At 72.3% G+C, this 17,303-nt stretch carries 13 protein-coding genes; 10 read left to right on the top strand and 3 right to left on the bottom strand.

The features are described 5' to 3' along the window. Window positions 1-7: 7 nt before the first annotated feature. Entirely contained in the window at window positions 8-2,494 is a 2,487-nt protein-coding gene (locus ITJ50_RS00300; protein WP_042538799.1) for a glycosyltransferase, read from the top strand. After that, the gene (locus ITJ50_RS00295; RefSeq protein WP_194589670.1) at window positions 2,491-3,237 is read left to right on the top strand and encodes a polyprenol monophosphomannose synthase; all 747 of its coding nucleotides are present in this window, start codon (window positions 2,491-2,493) and stop codon (window positions 3,235-3,237) included. Before ITJ50_RS00300 ends, ITJ50_RS00295 begins: the two co-directional genes overlap by 4 nt. Window positions 3,238-3,392: 155 nt before the next feature. Here the strand turns inward: ITJ50_RS00295 and ITJ50_RS00290 are convergent, their stop codons facing one another. Continuing rightward, window positions 3,393-4,679, bottom strand: a complete 1,287-nt coding sequence (locus tag ITJ50_RS00290) for an O-antigen ligase family protein (RefSeq protein ID WP_194589669.1) — start codon at window positions 4,677-4,679, stop codon at window positions 3,393-3,395. A 107-nt stretch (window positions 4,680-4,786) separates the two neighbouring features. Here ITJ50_RS00290 and ITJ50_RS00285 point away from each other — a divergent pair, with 107 nt between their 5' ends. Continuing rightward, window positions 4,787-6,139: a hypothetical protein gene (locus ITJ50_RS00285; protein WP_194589668.1), complete on the top strand. Its 1,353-nt coding sequence runs from the start codon at window positions 4,787-4,789 to the stop codon at window positions 6,137-6,139. A gap of 13 nt (window positions 6,140-6,152) precedes the next feature. On the opposite strand, the gene ITJ50_RS17710 is transcribed toward ITJ50_RS00285, so the two are convergent. Next, entirely contained in the window at window positions 6,153-7,532 is a 1,380-nt protein-coding gene (locus ITJ50_RS17710) for an O-antigen ligase family protein (protein WP_017888797.1), read from the bottom strand. 66 nt (window positions 7,533-7,598) lie between these two features. Between ITJ50_RS17710 and manA the strand changes: the two genes are divergently transcribed. The 5 genes from manA (at window position 7,599) to ITJ50_RS00255 (ending at window position 14,836) form a co-directional block, all read left to right on the top strand. Next, window positions 7,599-8,807 (top strand): mannose-6-phosphate isomerase, class I, encoded by a 1,209-nt coding sequence (gene manA, locus ITJ50_RS00275; RefSeq protein WP_017888798.1) that lies wholly within the window; start codon window positions 7,599-7,601, stop codon window positions 8,805-8,807. Window positions 8,808-8,933: 126 nt separating this feature from the next. Further along, window positions 8,934-9,896: a UDP-glucose 4-epimerase GalE gene (galE, locus tag ITJ50_RS00270; protein WP_031260600.1), complete on the top strand. Its 963-nt coding sequence runs from the start codon at window positions 8,934-8,936 to the stop codon at window positions 9,894-9,896. A gap of 188 nt (window positions 9,897-10,084) precedes the next feature. Further along, complete coding sequence (locus ITJ50_RS17705) at window positions 10,085-10,417, top strand: WhiB family transcriptional regulator (RefSeq protein ID WP_416354611.1); 333 nt, start codon at window positions 10,085-10,087, stop codon at window positions 10,415-10,417. Between the two features lie 175 nt (window positions 10,418-10,592). After that, window positions 10,593-13,430 carry a glycosyltransferase gene (locus ITJ50_RS00260; RefSeq protein WP_140449320.1) on the top strand — a complete coding sequence of 946 codons (2,838 nt, stop codon included), beginning with the start codon at window positions 10,593-10,595 and terminating at the stop codon, window positions 13,428-13,430. Then, a complete protein-coding gene (locus ITJ50_RS00255) occupies window positions 13,427-14,836 on the top strand; it encodes a DUF5719 family protein (RefSeq protein ID WP_159556652.1) in 1,410 nt (469 codons plus the stop codon). Before ITJ50_RS00260 ends, ITJ50_RS00255 begins: the two co-directional genes overlap by 4 nt. A gap of 95 nt (window positions 14,837-14,931) precedes the next feature. Here ITJ50_RS00255 and ITJ50_RS00250 read toward each other — a convergent pair whose 3' ends face one another. Then, window positions 14,932-15,372 carry a metallopeptidase family protein gene (locus ITJ50_RS00250; protein ID WP_017888803.1) on the bottom strand — a complete coding sequence of 147 codons (441 nt, stop codon included), beginning with the start codon at window positions 15,370-15,372 and terminating at the stop codon, window positions 14,932-14,934. 59 nt (window positions 15,373-15,431) lie between these two features. Between ITJ50_RS00250 and ITJ50_RS00245 the strand changes: the two genes are divergently transcribed. Both ITJ50_RS00245 and ahcY read left to right on the top strand, forming a co-directional pair. Further along, complete coding sequence (locus tag ITJ50_RS00245) at window positions 15,432-15,647, top strand: DUF3499 family protein (RefSeq protein ID WP_017888804.1); 216 nt, start codon at window positions 15,432-15,434, stop codon at window positions 15,645-15,647. Between the two features lie 102 nt (window positions 15,648-15,749). Beyond that, the gene (gene ahcY, locus ITJ50_RS00240) at window positions 15,750-17,228 is read left to right on the top strand and encodes an adenosylhomocysteinase (protein WP_017888805.1); all 1,479 of its coding nucleotides are present in this window, start codon (window positions 15,750-15,752) and stop codon (window positions 17,226-17,228) included. Window positions 17,229-17,303: the final 75 nt, after the last annotated feature.

The following is a 17,303-nucleotide window of genomic DNA, read 5'->3' as shown; positions in this document are numbered from 1 at the left end:
AACTCGCGTGACAGAGCGCAAGCCGGGAGTCGTTTCCGTCATCCTCGTGAACTACAAGGGCACGGACGACACCCTGACGAGCATCGCGGAGCTCCGCAAGCAGGACTGGCCGCAGGACAAGCTCGAGGTGATCGTCGTCGAGAACGGTTCGGGCCCCGAGCACCTCGGTCGGCTGAAGGCCTCGTCCCTCGACTTCACCCTGATCGACGCTGGTGCGAACCTCGGGTTCACGGGCGGGTGCAACCTCGGCGTCGAGAAGTCCTCCGGCGAGGTCGTGGCGTTCCTCAACAACGACGCCCGTCCGGACACCGGCTGGGTGCGCGAGGCCATGGCCACGTTCGCCTCCGGTGCCGACATCGGTGCCGTCGCCTCGAAGGTCCTCGACTGGGAAGGCGTCAACGTCGACTTCACCGAGGCCGCGATGACCTGGTACGGCATGGGCTACAAGCCCTTCGCCGGGTCGCCGGACACCGGCCGGTGGGAGAGCGAGACCGACGTCCTGTTCGGCACCGGCGCCGCGATGTTCATCCGCGCCGAGCTCTTCGAGCAGCTCGACGGCTTCGACGACCGCTACTTCATGTTCTACGAGGACGTCGACCTCGGCTGGCGGCTCAACCTGCTCGGCTGGCGCTTCCGGTACCAGCCGAAGTCCGTCGCGTTCCACAAGCACCACGCGTCGATGAACAAGTTCGGCGACTTCCGCGAGACCTACCTGCTCGAGCGCAACGCACTGTTCACGCTCTACAAGAACCTCGGTGACGAACAGCTCGCCGCGGCGCTGCCCGGTTCGCTGGCGCTCGCCGTCCGCCGTGCCGTGGGCCGCGGGGAGCTCGACTCCACCGAGCTCGACCTGCGCAACCCCGGCGACGACAGCGTCCCCACCATCCCGGTGCCGAAGACGAGCATGGCGGGCATCTACGGCGTCGACCAGTTCGTCGAGCAGCTGCCGTCGATGACCGAGTCCCGCCGCCAGATCCAGGCGACCCGTGTCCGGTCCGACCGCGAGCTCCTCCGCCTGTTCGGCAACCGCGACGAGCCCGCGTACCCGATCGAGAACTACCTGGCCGGCTACGACAAGATCGTGCACTCCCTCGGCGTGCTCGAGGTCGGCACCCGTCGCCGCGTCCTCATCATCACGGGCGACTCGATCGGCGCGAAGATGGCCGGTCCGGCGATCCGTGCCACCCAGATGGCGAAGCAGCTGGCATCGGAGCACGACGTCCGCGTGGTCAGCCTCACCCGCTCGTCGCCGATCGACCCCTCGTACGAGGTCGTCACGGTCCCGCACCGCCACCCGCGCCAGATGGTCGAGCACGAGGGCTGGGCCGACGTCATCATCGTGCAGGGCCACGCGCTCCGGCTGTTCCCCGTGCTCGAGTCGACCAGCAAGATCCTGGTCGTCGACGTCTACGACCCGCTGCACCTCGAGCAGCTCGAACAGGGCCGCAGCGACGACGTCGACAAGTGGAACCGCCAGATCCTCGACGCCTCGGACACGCTGAACCACCAGCTCGAGCTCGGCGACTACTTCATCTGTGCCTCGGAGCGTCAGCGGATGTTCTGGCTCGGGCAGCTCGCCGGCTCCGGCCGCGTGAACGCCCGCACGTACTCGCGTGACGCCGACCTGCGCTCGCTCATCGGCGTCGTGCCGTTCGGCCTGTCCTCGACCCCGCCGGTGCACGACCAGCAGCGGGTCAAGGGCGTCGTGCCGGGCATCGGCAAGAACGACAAGCTCGTCGTCTGGGGCGGGGGGATCTACGACTGGTTCGACCCGATCACCCTGGTCCGCTCGATCGCCCGGCTCGCCGAGCGCCGTCCGTCGGTCAAGCTCTTCTTCATGGGCGTGCAGCACCCGAACCCAGACGTCCCCGAGATGGACATCGTGGCGAAGGTCCGCGCCGAGGCGGACGCCCTCGGGCTCACCGGCAAGCACGTGTTCTTCAACGACCAGTGGATCCCGTACGAGGAGCGCGGCGCCTACCTGCTCGAGGCCGACGCCGGCGTCTCGACGCACTACGAGCACCTCGAGACGACGTTCTCGTTCCGCACCCGCATCCTCGACTACCTGTGGGCACGTCTGCCGATCGTCACGACGGCCGGCGACTCGTTCGGTGACCTCGTCGCGGAGCAGAAGCTCGGCATCGCGGTGCACGAGCAGGACGTCGACGGCCTGGCGACCGCGCTCGAGACGGCGCTCTTCGACAAGAAGGCCCGCACCGAGTTCATCGGCAACGTCGACCGTGTGCGCGAGCAGTTCACGTGGGAGAACGTCCTCGCCCCGCTCGTCGAGTTCTGCCGGAACCCGATCCGCGCTGCGGACAAGTCGGTGCGCGACACGACGTCCTCGATCGAGCCGCACAAGATGCGCGTCCGCGTGCCGGAGCGCAAGAAGCTCTCCGGTGTCCGCTACGACCTCGGTCGCGCCGTGCACTACCTGCGCACCGAGGGCCCCCGCAGCGTCGCTGGCAAGGTGAAGCGGCGCCTGAACCGGTGACCCCGGGGGACACCGCCGCCCTCGTCATCGTCCCGACCTACGACGAGGCCGAGAACATCCGCGCGATCACGGCCGCCGTGCTGGCGGCGGTGCCCGGTGCCCACGTGCTCGTCGTCGACGACGGCAGCCCGGACGGCACCGGGGACATCGTGCGGTCGCTGGCCGCCGCTGACGACCGCGTGCACCTGCTGCAGCGTCCCGGCAAGGCCGGGCTCGGCACGGCGTACGTCGCCGGCTTCCGGTGGGGTCTGGAGCGCGGCTACCCGCTGCTGGTCGAGATGGACGCCGACGGCTCGCACCCGGCCGACCGGTTGCCGGCCATGATCGACGCCGTGACCGCGTCCGAGGACGTCCTGCTCGCGATCGGGTCCCGCTGGGTGCCGGGTGGCTCGGTCGTCGACTGGCCGCTCCGACGCCAGGCGCTCAGCCGCGGGGCGAACACCTACGCCCGCCTCGTGCTCGGCCTGGACGTGCGCGACATCACCGCCGGGTACCGCGTGTACCGCTCGTCGGCGATCGCGCGGATGGACCTCGCATCGGTGGACTCGAAGGGGTACTGCTTCCAGGTGGACATGACGCTGCGCGTGGACGCCCTCGGCGGCCGCATCGTCGAGGTGCCGATCCGGTTCCGCGACCGCGTGCACGGGGTCTCCAAGATGAGCCGGTCCATCGTGGTCGAGGCGATGCTCCGTGTCACCCGGTGGGGTGTGCAGCGCCGTCTGGGTCGCCGCACGCGCCCGTAGCGCGAGGCCCGGAGCGCGCGCTCGCTTCGTGCGCAGGAACGGTCGCGTCGCGTCTACTGGGGCGACCGTTCCTGCTCACGATGCGCGGGCCCGGAACGTTCGGCGTGACGGCCTGGAGGCGCGGTGCGGGGCCGCCACGGGCCTCCGGTCCGGCGCTACACGCGCGGCAGGTGCCGGCGCCACGATCGCCGCCGCGCGGCGATCACGAGCACCGTCACGAAGAACATCAGCCCCGCGCCGTGCAGCAGGTAGCTCTCCGCCGTGCTGGTGACGGCGAGCAGCACGAGCACCGCGGCCGGCCACACGTACGCCACCCCGGGGAACGTCGTCGCCGTCACCCAGGCCCGTGCGAACGCGAGCAGCGCCGTGATCCCGAGGATGAGCGTGCCCGCGAAGCCGATCTGCAGCCAGGCGTCCACGAAGGCGTTGAGGCCCGAGGTGAAGCGGACGCCGGCGGGGTCGATGAGCGTCACGTACGGCACCACCGGCTCGGTCGGCCAGGTCCCCACCCAGCCCCAGCCCTGGATCGGGTAGCGCTCCACCAGGACCCGGATCTGGGACCACAGGTCCGTGCGCGTCGCGGTGCCGCCGGCCGCCCCGATCTCGGCGAGCAGCCGGTGCCGCGCGAGCACCCCGACGGCCAGGGTCAGCAGGACGACCGCGCCGAGGACGCCGTTGACCACCGGTCTGGTCGCCGGTCGCGCGTGCCGGAGTGACCAGAGCGCCAGTGCGGTGACGGCGAGTGCGATCATCGCCAGGCCGGTGATGGGGGACTGCACGAGCATCAGGGCGATGACGGCGAGCGAGGTCGAGGCGATCGCGCGCCAGAGCGTGACGGACCGGGTGAGGAACTCGATCACGAAGGTGACCAGTGCCATGGCGGCGATGAAGCCCATGAAGTTGCGTGTGCCGCCGATGCCCTGGATCGGGCCGCCGTACGCGATGTCACCGCGGATGCCGAACGCCGGGAACGGGACGTCGAGCACCAGGCCGGACAGGACCTCGAGCCCGAGGGCGGTCACGAGCAGGATCCGGAAGGCGTCGCCCGAGGCCCGGATCACCTGCACCAGGTCGCGGCCGAGCGCCAGGTACAGCCCGAGGCCGATGAAGCACACGGTCTGCACGAGCCCGCGGAGCGCGAACCAGGAGTACTCGCTCCACAGCACGCTCAACGCGCAGTAGCCGACGAAGGCCAACAGCGAGAGGGGGAGGACCCCGTGCCACTCGATCCGGTAGCGCTGTCCCAGCAGGCTCAGCCCCGCGAGCACGAACAGCGTCACGAGCACCGCCCAGGTCCCCGCCTGACCGACGAGTGTCTCCACCGTGGGCTGGCCGAACCCGAACAGCACGATGACCGTCGCGAGCGCCTGGCTGAACCGTCCACCGGCCGAGAATCCGATCCAGGCGGAGAGGTACCGGCGCCCGAGCACCTGTCTGCTCACCCGGCCGTCCGTCACGCGTCCATCTTGGCGCACGACCTTGTGACGAGCACACCACATCGCGGTGTGGCTGTATCGACGATGCGCGATGAGCGATCTATCCTCACCGAATGGACGTCGCGCGCAGGGTCGTCGGCGTCCCGCTCGTCGCGGTCCTCGTCGGCCTGCTCACGACCGCACTGGCCTGGTACCGCCTCGGTCCGGTGACGCGGAACACCGTCTGGGCCGAGGACGGCGGCGTGTTCCTGCGCGAACGGATCGCGATGGGGCCCGTCGACACGCTGCTGCACCCCTACGCCGGCTACCTGCACCTGCTGCCCCGGCTCATCGTCGACCTCGGCTACGCGCTGCCGCCCGAACGGTACGCGCAGGTGGTGGCACTGGCGTCCTGCGCGGTGGTGGGCGGGGTCTGCGCCCTGGTGTTCGTGCTGTCCCGCGACGTCGTCCGCCCGTGGCCGTTCCGGCTGGTGCTCGCCGCCGTCCCCGTCGTCCTGCCGCTCGCCCCGTACGAGATCAGCGGCAACGCGGCGAACCTGCACTGGTTCCTGCTCGTCCTGGTGCCGTGGGTCTTCACCTTCCGCAGCCGCTCCTGGTGGGGCGCTGGCGCGCTCGCCGTGGTCGCTGGTGTCGCCGTGCTCACCGAACCCCTCACCGCACTGTTCGCGCCCCTGCTGCTCCTCGCGTGGACGCCCCGAGGCCGAACGCCCGGCTCATCCGGTCGGTGGTCCGCGCTGCCCGTCACGGTCGTCGTGGTCGTCGCCCTGGCCGCGCAGGGCGTCACGGCCCTGACGAACCCGCGTGCCCTCGCCACGGGGTCGCCGGCGGTCGGGGACGTGCTCGCCGGGTACCTGCTGCGTCCCGTGGCGGGTGCCTGGGGTCCGGACCTCGGCGCCGCGCTGACGGCGGTGGTGGAGCACGGCTGGGCCGTGGTCCTGGTCCCCGCCGCCCTGCTGCTGGTCGTCCTGGTGGCGGCCGTGGTCGTCGGGCCGACAGGCACCCGGTGGATGGTCACGGCACTCGCCGCCGGTTCGGTCGCGGTGTGGTGGGTGGCCGTCCTCGCCAACCACGGTGCCGGCGTCCGCTGGTCCGCGCCGGTGAGCGCGATGGCCGCCCTGCCGCCGCAGCGCTACGCCGCCGCTGCCGGCCTGCTGCTCGTGAGCGCCGCGGTGGTCGCCGCCGCCGCGCTGGTGGACGCGCCCCGCTGGTCGCGCGTGGCGGCACGGACAGGAGGCGCGGGTCGCCTCGTCGGTGCGCTGGCCGGTTGGTGCGTGGTCACCGCCGTCGTCGCGTCGGCCGTGCTGCACGTCGCGCCGGCGGACACGCGGCGCAGCGACGGCCCGGTGTGGGCCGGGCAGTTGCCGGCGGCGGTCGAGGCGTGCGACGCGGACCCGTCGCTCGAGGTCGCCCGGGTGCGGTCGAACCCGTGGTCGTCCCCGGTGGCGTGCTCCTGGCTGTCGCGCTGAGGGAGCGCCCGGGTCAGCGCGTGCCGGCCCAGCGGAACTCGCGCTTGGCCAGCGGCGTGCGGGGGCCGTCGCCGGTGGACACGGGTTCCTCGCCGGTCAGCACGATGCGGGTCTTGATCGCGAGCAGGGCGAAGAGCACCCAGTTCCCCTGGTAGAGCAGGCGGGACTCGGCGACGGACTGCACGAGCAGCGCGACGACGACCAGGAGCGGCAGGAGCGACACCGGGTCGAACGACCGCGGACGCAGCGTGGCGTCGTACCCGATGCGGGTCGCGCAGGCCCACGAGCGCGACAGCGTCGTCACCACGTAGATCGCGAAGAGCACCAGGCCGATGATGCCGGTCTGCATCCAGACGTCCAGGTAGGCGTCGTGGGCCTGCAGGTAGGTGACACCCTTGCGGTGCGCCAGGTCGGCGAGCGTCGGGATGCCGGGCCACCAGTACCCGATCCAGCCCCAGCCGCCGACGGGGTGCTGGTCGATCAGCCCGAGCACCTTGCCCCAGATCTCGCCCCGACCGGTGGCGTCCGAGCCCTTGCCGAGCAGCTCGGAGACCGGACCACGCAGCACGGCCGCGGCGACGGCGACGACGATCGCGCCCACCGCGAGCAGCAGGTAGCGCGGGGTGCGGCGCTCGGTCGGCACTCGGCGCATCCACACCGCGACCAGGGCGACCACGGCGACCACGAGGGCAGCGGCGATGACCGTCGACGAGCGGGTGAGGACGAAGCCGAGTGCGGCGACGAGGAGCCAGCCGATCGCCTGGTTGCGGCGGATCCGGCCCTCGGCGAACTGCACGGCGACCACGATCGCGACGAGCAGGGCGACCATGGCGAGCAGGTTCGCGTTGCCCGGCAGGCCCTGGATCCGGCCACCGGTGAAGAGCTCGGCGCGCGAGAAGTAGAACGCGTCGGGGACGTCGCGGTCGCCGTAGTCGGTCCAGATCGGCGCGATCGGGTGGCGGACGAACACCGCGACGACGGCTTCGAACAGCAGCGAGAGCATCAGGACCCAGCGGAGCGCGAGGCTCATGGCGTCGGTGATCCGCCGCCACGTCAGGGTCGAGGCGATCGTGAACGCCACGGCGGCGCAGATCACCTGCACGGTCAGGCTCGAGATCGTCGCGAACCGCCAGTGCGACCAGACCAGCGTCACCAGGCACCAGCCGAGGAACGCCCAGAGCGCCCAGGGGGTGCGGACGAGCGGCGGCTTCGCCCGGACCAGGATCGTGGTGCCCCAGGCGGCGACGAGGGCCCAGAGGACACCGGCCCCGACCCAGGTGAGGGTGTTCGGCACGGCGTCGCCCGCGAACAGCACGAACAGGGTCGTCGCCCCGAAGGCGAACGCCTCGCGCTCCGGTACGGCCCCGCGCGCCAGCGGCCAGGTGTTCGTCACGACGCCAGGGTACCGGCCGGTCGCCGTCCGCAGGACTCCCTCGGCGGCGCCGGTAGGCTCTGGCCCATGTTCCTCGGCATCACGAACACCCCCCGCGACTACGCCTGGGGCTCGGTCACCGCGATCCCGGAGCTCCTCGGCCGCACCGTCACGGGTGCCCCGCAGGCGGAGCTCTGGCTCGGCGCCCACGCCGGCAGCCCCAGCGTCGTCGTCAACCCCGCCATGGTGGGCGGAGCCGACACGCTCCGCGACTGGATCGCCGACGAGCCGGAGACCGCCCTCGGTCCGGACCGCACCGACCTGCCGTTCCTGCTCAAGGTGCTCGCGGCGGCCGCACCGCTCTCGCTGCAGGCGCACCCCACCCCGGAGCAGGCGGCGGAGGGCTTCGCCCGTGAAGAGCGCGAGGGCATCCCGCTCGACGACCCGGCTCGCAACTACAAGGACCCGTTCCCGAAGCCCGAGCTCGTCGTCGCGCTGAGCGAGCGGTTCGAGGCGCTGAGCGGCTTCCGCCCCGTCGAGGAGACCCTCGCCGAGGTGCGCGTGCTCGACGCCGGCACCGGACGGCTCGGTCCGCTCGAGGTGCACCTGCTGCACGGGCTCGAGGACACCGTCCGCTGGCTCGAGACCGCCGACGAGTCCGCACTCGCCGTGGTGCAGGCCGCGAGCGACCTGGCCGTCGCCCTCGACGACGACCTGCTCACCCCGAACACCGCGACCGTGCGCGACCTGGCGACCAGCTGGCCGGGCGACCCCGGCACCGTGGTCTCCCTGCTCATGCACCGTGTGACGCTCGGTGCGGGGCAGGCGATGTACCTGCCCGCCGGCAACATCCACGCGTACCTCGACGGGCTCGGCATCGAGCTGATGGCGCCGTCGGACAACGTGCTGCGCGGCGGGCTGACGCCGAAGCACGTCGACGTGCCGGAGCTCCTGCGGGTGCTCGACTTCACCGCGTACCCGGCCCCGGTCCTCGAGCCGGAGCGCATCGCCGGCGGCGTCGACCGGTTCGCACCGGACGGCGTCGGCTTCGCGCTGCTGCGGGTGGACGGCGACGGCCGCCCGGCCGGCCTGAGCACGGGCGGGGTCGCGCCGCTCGTCGGACCGTCGATCGCGATCTGCACCGAGGGCGTCGTCACGCTCGTCGGCGCGCAGTCGGCCACCCTGCTCCGCAAGGGCGAGTCGTGCTTCATCACGCCGGACGAGGGCGACGTGACCGTCGAGGCGGACTCGTCCGACGGCATCACGTCGACGGTGTTCATCGCCACCGGCGCCTAGGACCGGCGCCCAGGACAGGCGTCCTGGCCGGGGACGCCGTCGCGGAACCGGCGCGGAACCGCACGCGGCGGCGCGGACCCGCACACCGCCACCGTGGCGTCGCCGACGTCCGCTAGCGTGGCGAGCATGAGTTGGCTGGTCACCGGCGGTGCCGGGTACATCGGGTCCCACGTCGTCCGAGCACTGCGCTCGGCCGGCATCGACACGGTCGCGTTCGACGACCTCTCGAGCGGCTTCCGCGCGTTCGTGCCGGACGACGTGCCGTTCGTCGAGGGCACGATCCTCGACGGGGAGCTCGTGGCGCGCACCCTGCGCGAGCACGAGGTCACCGGCGTGGTCCACGTCGCGGGGTTCAAGTACGCCGGCGTCTCCGTCGAGCGCCCGCTGCACACCTACGAGCAGAACGTCACCGGCATGGCGACCCTGCTCCGCGCGATGGCCGAGACCGGCGTCACCAAGGCGGTCTTCTCGTCGAGCGCGGCGGTCTACGGCACGCCGGACGTCGAGACCGTGGTCGAGTCCACCCCGAAGAACCCGGAGTCGCCGTACGGCGAGTCGAAGCTCATCGGCGAGTGGCTGCTGCGCGACATGGAGGTCGCCGCCGGATTCGCCACCACGTCGCTCCGGTACTTCAACGTCGTCGGCTCGGGGGAGCCCGACCTGTACGACGCCAGCCCGCACAACCTGTTCCCGCTGGTCTTCGACGCGCTGCTCGCCGGCCGGACCCCGCGGATCAACGGCGACGACTACGCCACCCCGGACGGCACCTGTGTCCGCGACTACGTGCACGTGGCCGACCTGGCGCACTCGCACGCCGTGGCCGCACGGAAGCTCGAGGCCGGGGAGCCGCTCGAGCGTGCCTACAACCTCGGCAGCGGCGACGGCGTGAGCGTCCGGCAGATCATGGACGCGATGGCTGCCGGCACCGGGATCGCCTTCGACCCCGAGATCGCACCGCGGCGCCCCGGCGACCCGGCCCGCATCGTCGCGACCGGCGAAGCCGCCGCCCGAGACCTCGAGTGGGCGATGCGGCACTCCCTGGACGAGATGGTCTCGAGCGCGTGGGAGGCCCGCCGCAGCGCCTCCTGAGCGCCTGAGGACGAGTCAGTTGTCCCCCGGAAGGCCCACCCGAGCGGCGCGACACGCCCAAACGGGGGACATGACACGCTGGAGCGGTCAGTGCCTTCTATGATCCGCGACTTGACTCAGGCGAATGACACCGCTGTAATTACAGGCAACGGCCGCAAGAGTTGGGGTTCGTTGTCGAGGCGGCAGGGGTGATCAGGGTGAACGGTTCCGAGTTCCACGCCGGAGTTCCGGAGGACTGGCACGTCGATCCCGTGGCGCTCGGCGTCCCCGGGGTCCGACGTCCCGAGGTGGACGACGAGGAGAACCCGCTCGCCTGGCAGGTCGACTCGCTGTGCGCACAGACCGACCCCGAGGCGTTCTTCCCCGAGAAGGGCGGCTCCACGCGCGAGGCGAAGAAGATCTGCACCTCGTGCGAGGTCCGGGCGCAGTGCCTCGAGTACGCGCTCGAGAACGACGAACGCTTCGGCATCTGGGGTGGCCTCTCCGAGCGGGAACGCCGCAAGCTGCGGAAGCGCGCCTGAGCGGTCACGGCGCGCCAGCGCTGTGCGAGGGCGCGCCGAGGAGCCTGCGACGAGGACGCCGGGACCAGCCGTTCTCCGCCCGTCCCGCACCGCGCGGTGAGCGCGTCCACAGCTTCACGGCGCGCCGCCGTCCGCAGCCGACACCGCGCCTCCAGACCGTAGAGTGACGCCCGTCATGCAGCCCAGAGTCACCGCGATCCTCGTCGCCGCCAACGGGGCGGCCCACCTCGACCGGACCCTGGACGCGCTCGCCGCCCAGACCCGCCACCCCGAGAACCTCGTGGTCGTCGACGTCGGCACGACCGACGGATCGACCGCCGAACTGTCCTTCGGTGGGTCCGCGCAGCTCGTCCGCCTCCCGGCGGGCCGGTCGTTCGGTGACGCCGTCCGGCAGGGCGAGCGCAGCGCGCCGCCCGCCGCGACCGACGAGCCGGTCGACGAGTGGCTGTGGATCCTCGGCCACGACAACGCGCCGGCACCGACCGCGCTCGCCGACCTGCTGGGCGCCGTCGAGATCGCGCCGTCGGTCGTCGTCGCCGGTCCGAAGCTCGTCGCCGACGACGATCCGTCGCTGATCCGTGCGTTCGGCGAGAGCATGACCCGCTTCGGCCGCTCGATCGTCCTGGTGCAGGACGAGCTCGACCAGGGCCAGCACGACCGCAACACCGACGTGCTCGGCGTCACCGCCGGCGGCATGCTCGTGCGTCGCTCGGTCTGGAACGAACTCGGCGGCTTCGACCCGGCACTGCCGGACGTCGACGCGGCGCTCGACTTCTCGGTCCGGGTCCGCCTCGCCGGACACCGCGTGGCCCTCGTGCCCGAGGCCAGGGTCACCAGCGCCGGACCGATCGAGGAGTTCGGGCGCAAGCGTGTGTCCGAGGCGCGGCGCGTCCGGATGCACCGGCAGGCGCAGCTGCACCGTCGGATGACGTACGCCCCCGTCGCGCTCGTCTGGCTGCACTGGCTCACGCTCGTGCCCTTCGCCGTCGGCCGCGCCCTGGGGCACCTGGTCGCGAAGCACCCCGCCGCCGTGGTCCCCGAGCTCTCCGCCGCGTTCGCGGTCGCGTTCGGCGGCGGCACGGGCCGTGCACGCAAGAACCTCGCCCGCACGAAGCAGCTCGGCTGGGCGGCCGTCGAACCGCTCCGGGTGAGCTGGCGTCGGGTGTACGAGCACCGCACCACCTCGCGCGACGTCGAACTCGCCCGCGTCGAGGACGCCCCGATCGCCAGGGCGTCGTTCCTCGGTGACGGCGGGATCTGGGTGGTCCTGGCTGCCGCGGCGCTCAGCGTCGTGACGCTCTACCCGTTGCTCGGCTCGCCGGCCCTGACCGGCGGCGGACTCCTGCCGCTCTCCGCGACCCCCGGTCAGCTCTGGCAGAACGTCGGGTACGGCTTCCACTCGCTCGGCACCGGCTTCACCGGCCCGTCCGACCCCTTCACCGCGGTGCTCGCCGTGCTCGGCTCGATCGTCTTCTGGTCGCCGTCCACAGCGGTCGTGCTCGTCATGCTCGTCGCGTTCCCGCTGTCCGCCCTCGGTGCCTGGTTCGCGGTCCGCAAGGTCACGACCCGCACCTGGGTGCCGGTCATCGGCGCGTCGCTCTACGCCATCGCCCCGTCGCTCGTCGGCGCGGTGACGACCGGGCACCTCGGCGCCGTGATCGCGCACCTGGTCCTGCCGTGGCTGTTCGTCGCCGTGCTCGAGGCGCACCGCTCGTGGGCCTGGGCCTCGGGTGCGTCGCTGCTGTTCGCCGTCGTCGCCGCCTCGGCTCCGTCACTGCTGCCGGTTCTGCTGATCGGCTGGCTCGTGGCGCTGCTGGTCGGCTGGCGCCGGGCCCACCGTCGCGTGTTCATCCCGGTGCCGACCGCGGTGCTGTTCCTGCCGCTGATCCTGGCGCAGGCGGCACGCGGCAACCTGCTCGCCGTGTTCGCCGACCCCGGGGCGCCGTCCGCGACCCGGGCACCGTCCGCCCTGCAGCTGGCCATCGGGCAGCCCCTGCCCGACTGGAGCGGCTGGCTGCCCGCGACCTCCGGGCTGACGCTCGTCGTCGGGGCCCTGCCGATCGTGATGGCCGTCCTGGCACTCCCGGTCGCCGTCGCCGCGATCGGGGCGGTGCTCGGCCACCGCTGGGCGGTCGCCGGCTCCGCGCTCGTCATCGCGCTCCTCGGCTTCGCCACGGCCTTCGCCGCCACCCACGTCACCGTCACCGGTGTCGGTTCGACCACCACCATCGTCTGGCCCGGCAGCGGGTTGTCCGTGTACTGGCTCGCCCTCGTGGTGGCGGCGTGCATCGGCATCGACGTGCTGCCGAAGGCCGCACCGGTCACCGGACTCGTCGCGACCGTGCTCGCCGGGATCGCCGTCGCGCCGGCGTTCGCGGCGTTCTACCTCGGCACCGCCACGATCGAGCCGACCACGGGCCGCGTGCTCAGCGCCTACGTGAACGCCGAGGCCCAGGCGAACCCCGACGTCGGCACGCTCGTGGTCGTGCCGCAGGACGACGGGTCGCTCGCCGTCACGCTCGAACGCGGGCAGGGGTCCACCCTCGACGACCAGTCGACGCTCGACGCGACCGCGCTCCGGCTGAGCGAGTCCGGCTCGCGGCTGACCACGCTCGCGGGCAACCTGGCCAGTCGCAGCGGGTACGACCCCCGACCGGCGCTCCGCGAACTCGGCGTGAGCTTCGTGCTCATCGACGACGCGGGCGACGACCCCGAGGCGCAGACGGTGCACGACCGGGCCGCCGGTGCCATCGGCCAGAACGCGCTCTTCACCAGCATCGGCGAGACCACCAACGGGCAGCTGTTCCACTACGACGGCGAGGTCGACCGCACGCGCTCCGGCTCCGCGGCGACCCAGGCCACCCACGTGCTGTACCTCGTCGTGCTCGGCGTGGTCTTCGGCGCCGCAGCCCTGCTCGCGGTCCCGACGGCCCCGCGCCGCCGCCGTGCCACCTCGAACGTCATCGAGGCCGAGGAACCCGCCACCACCTTCGACGAGGAGCGCGACGAATGAGCACCACCCCCTCCTCCGTCCGGCGCTGGATCGTCCGCGGCACCGCCACGGCCGTCGCCGTCGTCGTCGCGGCCTGCGCCGTCACCGCGGCCCACGCCATCGGCACCGAGTCGGAACCCGGCCGACCCGCCGGGCGCACCGTCACGCCGGTCCCGGCCGCCGCCGAACGTGTCTGCGCCGGCAGCGCACTGCGCCTGTCCGACGACGCGGGCAACGACGCGACGCAGGCGAGCACCGTCGGCACCGCCACCGTCGCGACCGCGACGACCGGTTCCACGGTCGAGCGGTCCGCGCTCGACGCCTCGACCACCGGCGGCAGCGACCCCCGGCTCCTGACGGCGCCAGCGGGGGAGACGACCCCACAGGTCGCGGGCAGCAGCTTCCAGAGCGTCTCGAGCGGTGACCTGGTGGGGGCCGGAGCGGCCTCGTGCGACGACCCCACCCAGTCCACGTGGCTCGTCGGCGGATCGACCGAGACCGGTCGCACGAGCCTCGTGACGCTCTCGAACCCGACGGACGTCAACGCCACGGTCGACCTGGCGATCTACGACGGCGACGGGACGGTCAGCGCCCCCGGGACCACCGGCATCGTCGTGGCACCGAACACGCAGAAGGTCGTCCCGCTGTCGGGCTTCGTGTCCGACGCCGCGTCGACGGTCGTGCACGTCACGTCGTCCGGCGGGCAGATCGTCGCGCACATGCAGGAGACCGTCGTCCGCACCCTGACCCCGGGCGGCTTCGACATCGTCTCCGGCGGCGCTGCGCCGTCCCGGTCGCAGGTCATCCCCGCCGTCGTCCTCGCCGACGCGCAGGCCGCCCAGCGTGGTGACGACACGGCCGACGCGGCACCGGTCGTCCGACTGTTCGTGCCGGGCACGAAGTCGGCCCGCGTCACCCTCGGCATCAGCACGGCCGACGGCGGCGGCACGACCGTCAACGCCACCGCCGAGCCCGGCGTCGTGACCGACGTCCCGCTCGACGACTTCCCGGACGGCCGGTACTCGTTCACCGTCACGTCGACCCAGCCGATCGTCACCGGGGCGCGCACCACGACGCCCACCGACGGCACCAGCGCCGGCACCGACCTCGGGTGGTTCGCCTCCGCCGAGCCGCTCGGCGACGAGACCATCACCGCCATCGCGCCGGGCGAGGGTGTGCGGCTGAACTTCGTGAACCCCACGAGCGAGGACCGCACGGTCACGGTGCGGTCGGGCGACGAACGACGCACCCTGACGCTCCTGTCCGGCGCCACCGGGACACTGTCTGTGCCGACGGCGAAGCAGCTCACGCTGACCGGGACCGACGGCGTCGTCGCGGGGGTCACGTACCGCGGTGCCGACGGGATCGCCGGGTTCCCGGTGCGCCCGGCCACCGACGTGTCCACGCCGGTCCGCGTCTACCCCTGACGGGCGGACCGGCGGCCCCGTTCAGTGGCTGATCGGCACGGTGCAGTCGGTCCGGCTCACCGGCCTGTCGGCGCGGTGCGGCCGGTCGGTCCGGCTCACCAGTGTCGGTAGCGGTCCGGTGCCAGGTCCCACGGGTCCTTGCCGATCAGCTCGCCCACCGCGCGGAACACCGCGGTCTCGATGATGATGCGGCGGTCGGAGTCGTCCTTCTCGGGGCTCCGGTTCACCCGCTCCACGGGGATGCGGAACACGGTCACGCGGCGGGTGTCACGGTCGATGCGCCAACGTGGCATCTCGTCCGGCAGGGTCTGGTCGCTCGGCATGTCCGCCACCTGGAAGACCACGCCCGCGAGTTCCTCGGGCCACAGGCCGAGCAGGTAGTGCGCACTGTCACCGACGATGCGGTCGAACGCCTCGGCGCGGGTGATGATCGGCGCGAGTTCGGGTCCGGTGACGCTCGAACGCCCGCCACGGCCGTGCCGGGAGCGCCCCCGACCGCGGTCGACCGGGGTGACGAGGCGAGGCTTCCGACGCATCCCCACATCGTACGCGGGGACGGGTGCACGCCGGACGCTCCGCTAGGCTCCCTGACGACATGGACGTGCGGATCTGCAGCAAGGTGGCGTGTGCCAACAGCGCTTCGTCGACCCTGACCTACGACTACGGCGACTCCATGGTCGTCATCGGTCCGCTGTCGACCCGGGTCGAACCGCACGGCTACGACCTCTGCGCCCGCCACGCGGCAACGCTGCGCGTCCCGCGCGGCTGGCAGGTGGTGCGGCGCGAGCCGCTCCCGCGCGACGCGGACTGACGGCGCGCGTCCGCGGCGTGGGTGAGGGCGATCTGGCGGCCCGGGAAACGTGACCGGGATCGGCTGGTGACCCGCGCCTCCCGGCATGGAAGACTGGCGGGCATGCCCACCGAAACCCGCACCGCTGCTGTGTTCCGCGTCGCCGACCTGTCCCTCGCCGAGGCGGGCCGGCACCAGATCCGCCTCGCCGAGAACGAGATGCCGGGCCTGATGTCACTGCGTGACGAGTTCGCCGCGGCGCAGCCGCTCGCCGGCGCGCGCATCGCCGGGTCCCTGCACATGACGGTGCAGACCGCCGTGCTCATCGAGACGCTCGTCGCCCTCGGCGCGCAGGTGCGCTGGGCCAGCTGCAACATCTTCTCCACCCAGGACGAAGCCGCCGCAGCCGTCGCCGTCGGACCCACCGGCACCCCGGACGCCCCCGCCGGCGTCCCGGTGTTCGCGTGGAAGGGCGAGACGCTCGAGGAGTACTGGTGGTGCACCAGCCGCATCTTCGACTGGAGCGACGAGGCCGCCGCGGCCGGTGCCGACTGGACCGGCCCGAACCTGATCCTGGACGACGGCGGCGACGCCACCATGCTCGTGCACACCGGCGCCGACGCCGAGGCCGCCGGTGCCGCCCCGGTCGCCGAGCCGGACGCCAGCGCCGAGTGGAAGATCGTGCTCGACACCGTCGCGCGGTCGCTCGAGACCTCGTCCGACCGCTGGACCCGCATCGCGGCCGACATCCAGGGCGTCACCGAGGAGACCACGACGGGCGTGCACCGTCTGTACGAGCTGTTCCGGAACGGCGAGCTGAAGTTCCCGGCGATCAACGTCAACGACTCCGTGACGAAGTCGAAGTTCGACAACAAGTACGGCATCCGGCACTCGCTGCCCGACGGTCTGAACCGCGCCACCGACGTGCTCATCGGCGGCAAGGTCGCCTTCGTCGTCGGCTACGGCGACGTCGGCAAGGGGGCGGCCGAGGCGCTCCGCGGGCAGGGCGCCCGCGTCATCGTCAGCGAGGTCGACCCCATCTGTGCGCTGCAGGCGGCGATGGACGGCTACCAGGTCGCGCGCCTGGCGGACGTCGTCGACACCGTCGACATGGTCATCACATGCACCGGCAACCTGGGCGTGGTCGGGGTCGACGAGATGCTCGGGCTGAAGCACCTGGCGATCGTCGCGAACGTGGGGCACTTCGACAACGAGATCGACATGGCCGGGCTCGAGGCGCTGCCCGGCGTCTCGAAGGTCGAGATCAAGCCGCAGGTGCACGAGTGGCGGCTGCCGACCGGGCGGTCGATCCTGGTGCTGTCCGAGGGGCGGCTCATGAACCTCGGCAACGCGACGGGCCACCCGTCGTTCGTGATGAGCAACTCGTTCACGAACCAGGTGCTCGCGCAGATCGAGCTGCACACCCGGCGCGACGAGTACCCGACCGGCGTGTACGTGCTGCCGAAGCACCTGGACGAGAAGGTCGCGCGCCTGCACCTCGACGCCCTCGGGGTGCAGCTGACGTCGCTGCGTCCGGAGCAGGCGGCGTACATCGGTGTCCCCGTCGAGGGCCCCTTCAAGCCGGACCACTACCGCTACTGAGGTCGGCGTTCCTGCGCTCCCGCACGACACCGGTGTTCGCACGTTGCACCCCTGCACGCGGGTGTTCGGCGCGCG

Source organism: Curtobacterium sp. VKM Ac-2889 (assembly GCF_015350855.1).
Taxonomy (GTDB): domain Bacteria; phylum Actinomycetota; class Actinomycetes; order Actinomycetales; family Microbacteriaceae; genus Curtobacterium; species Curtobacterium poinsettiae.
Note: the sequence above shows the minus strand (reverse complement) of the source record. Positions and strands in the feature narration are given on the sequence as shown.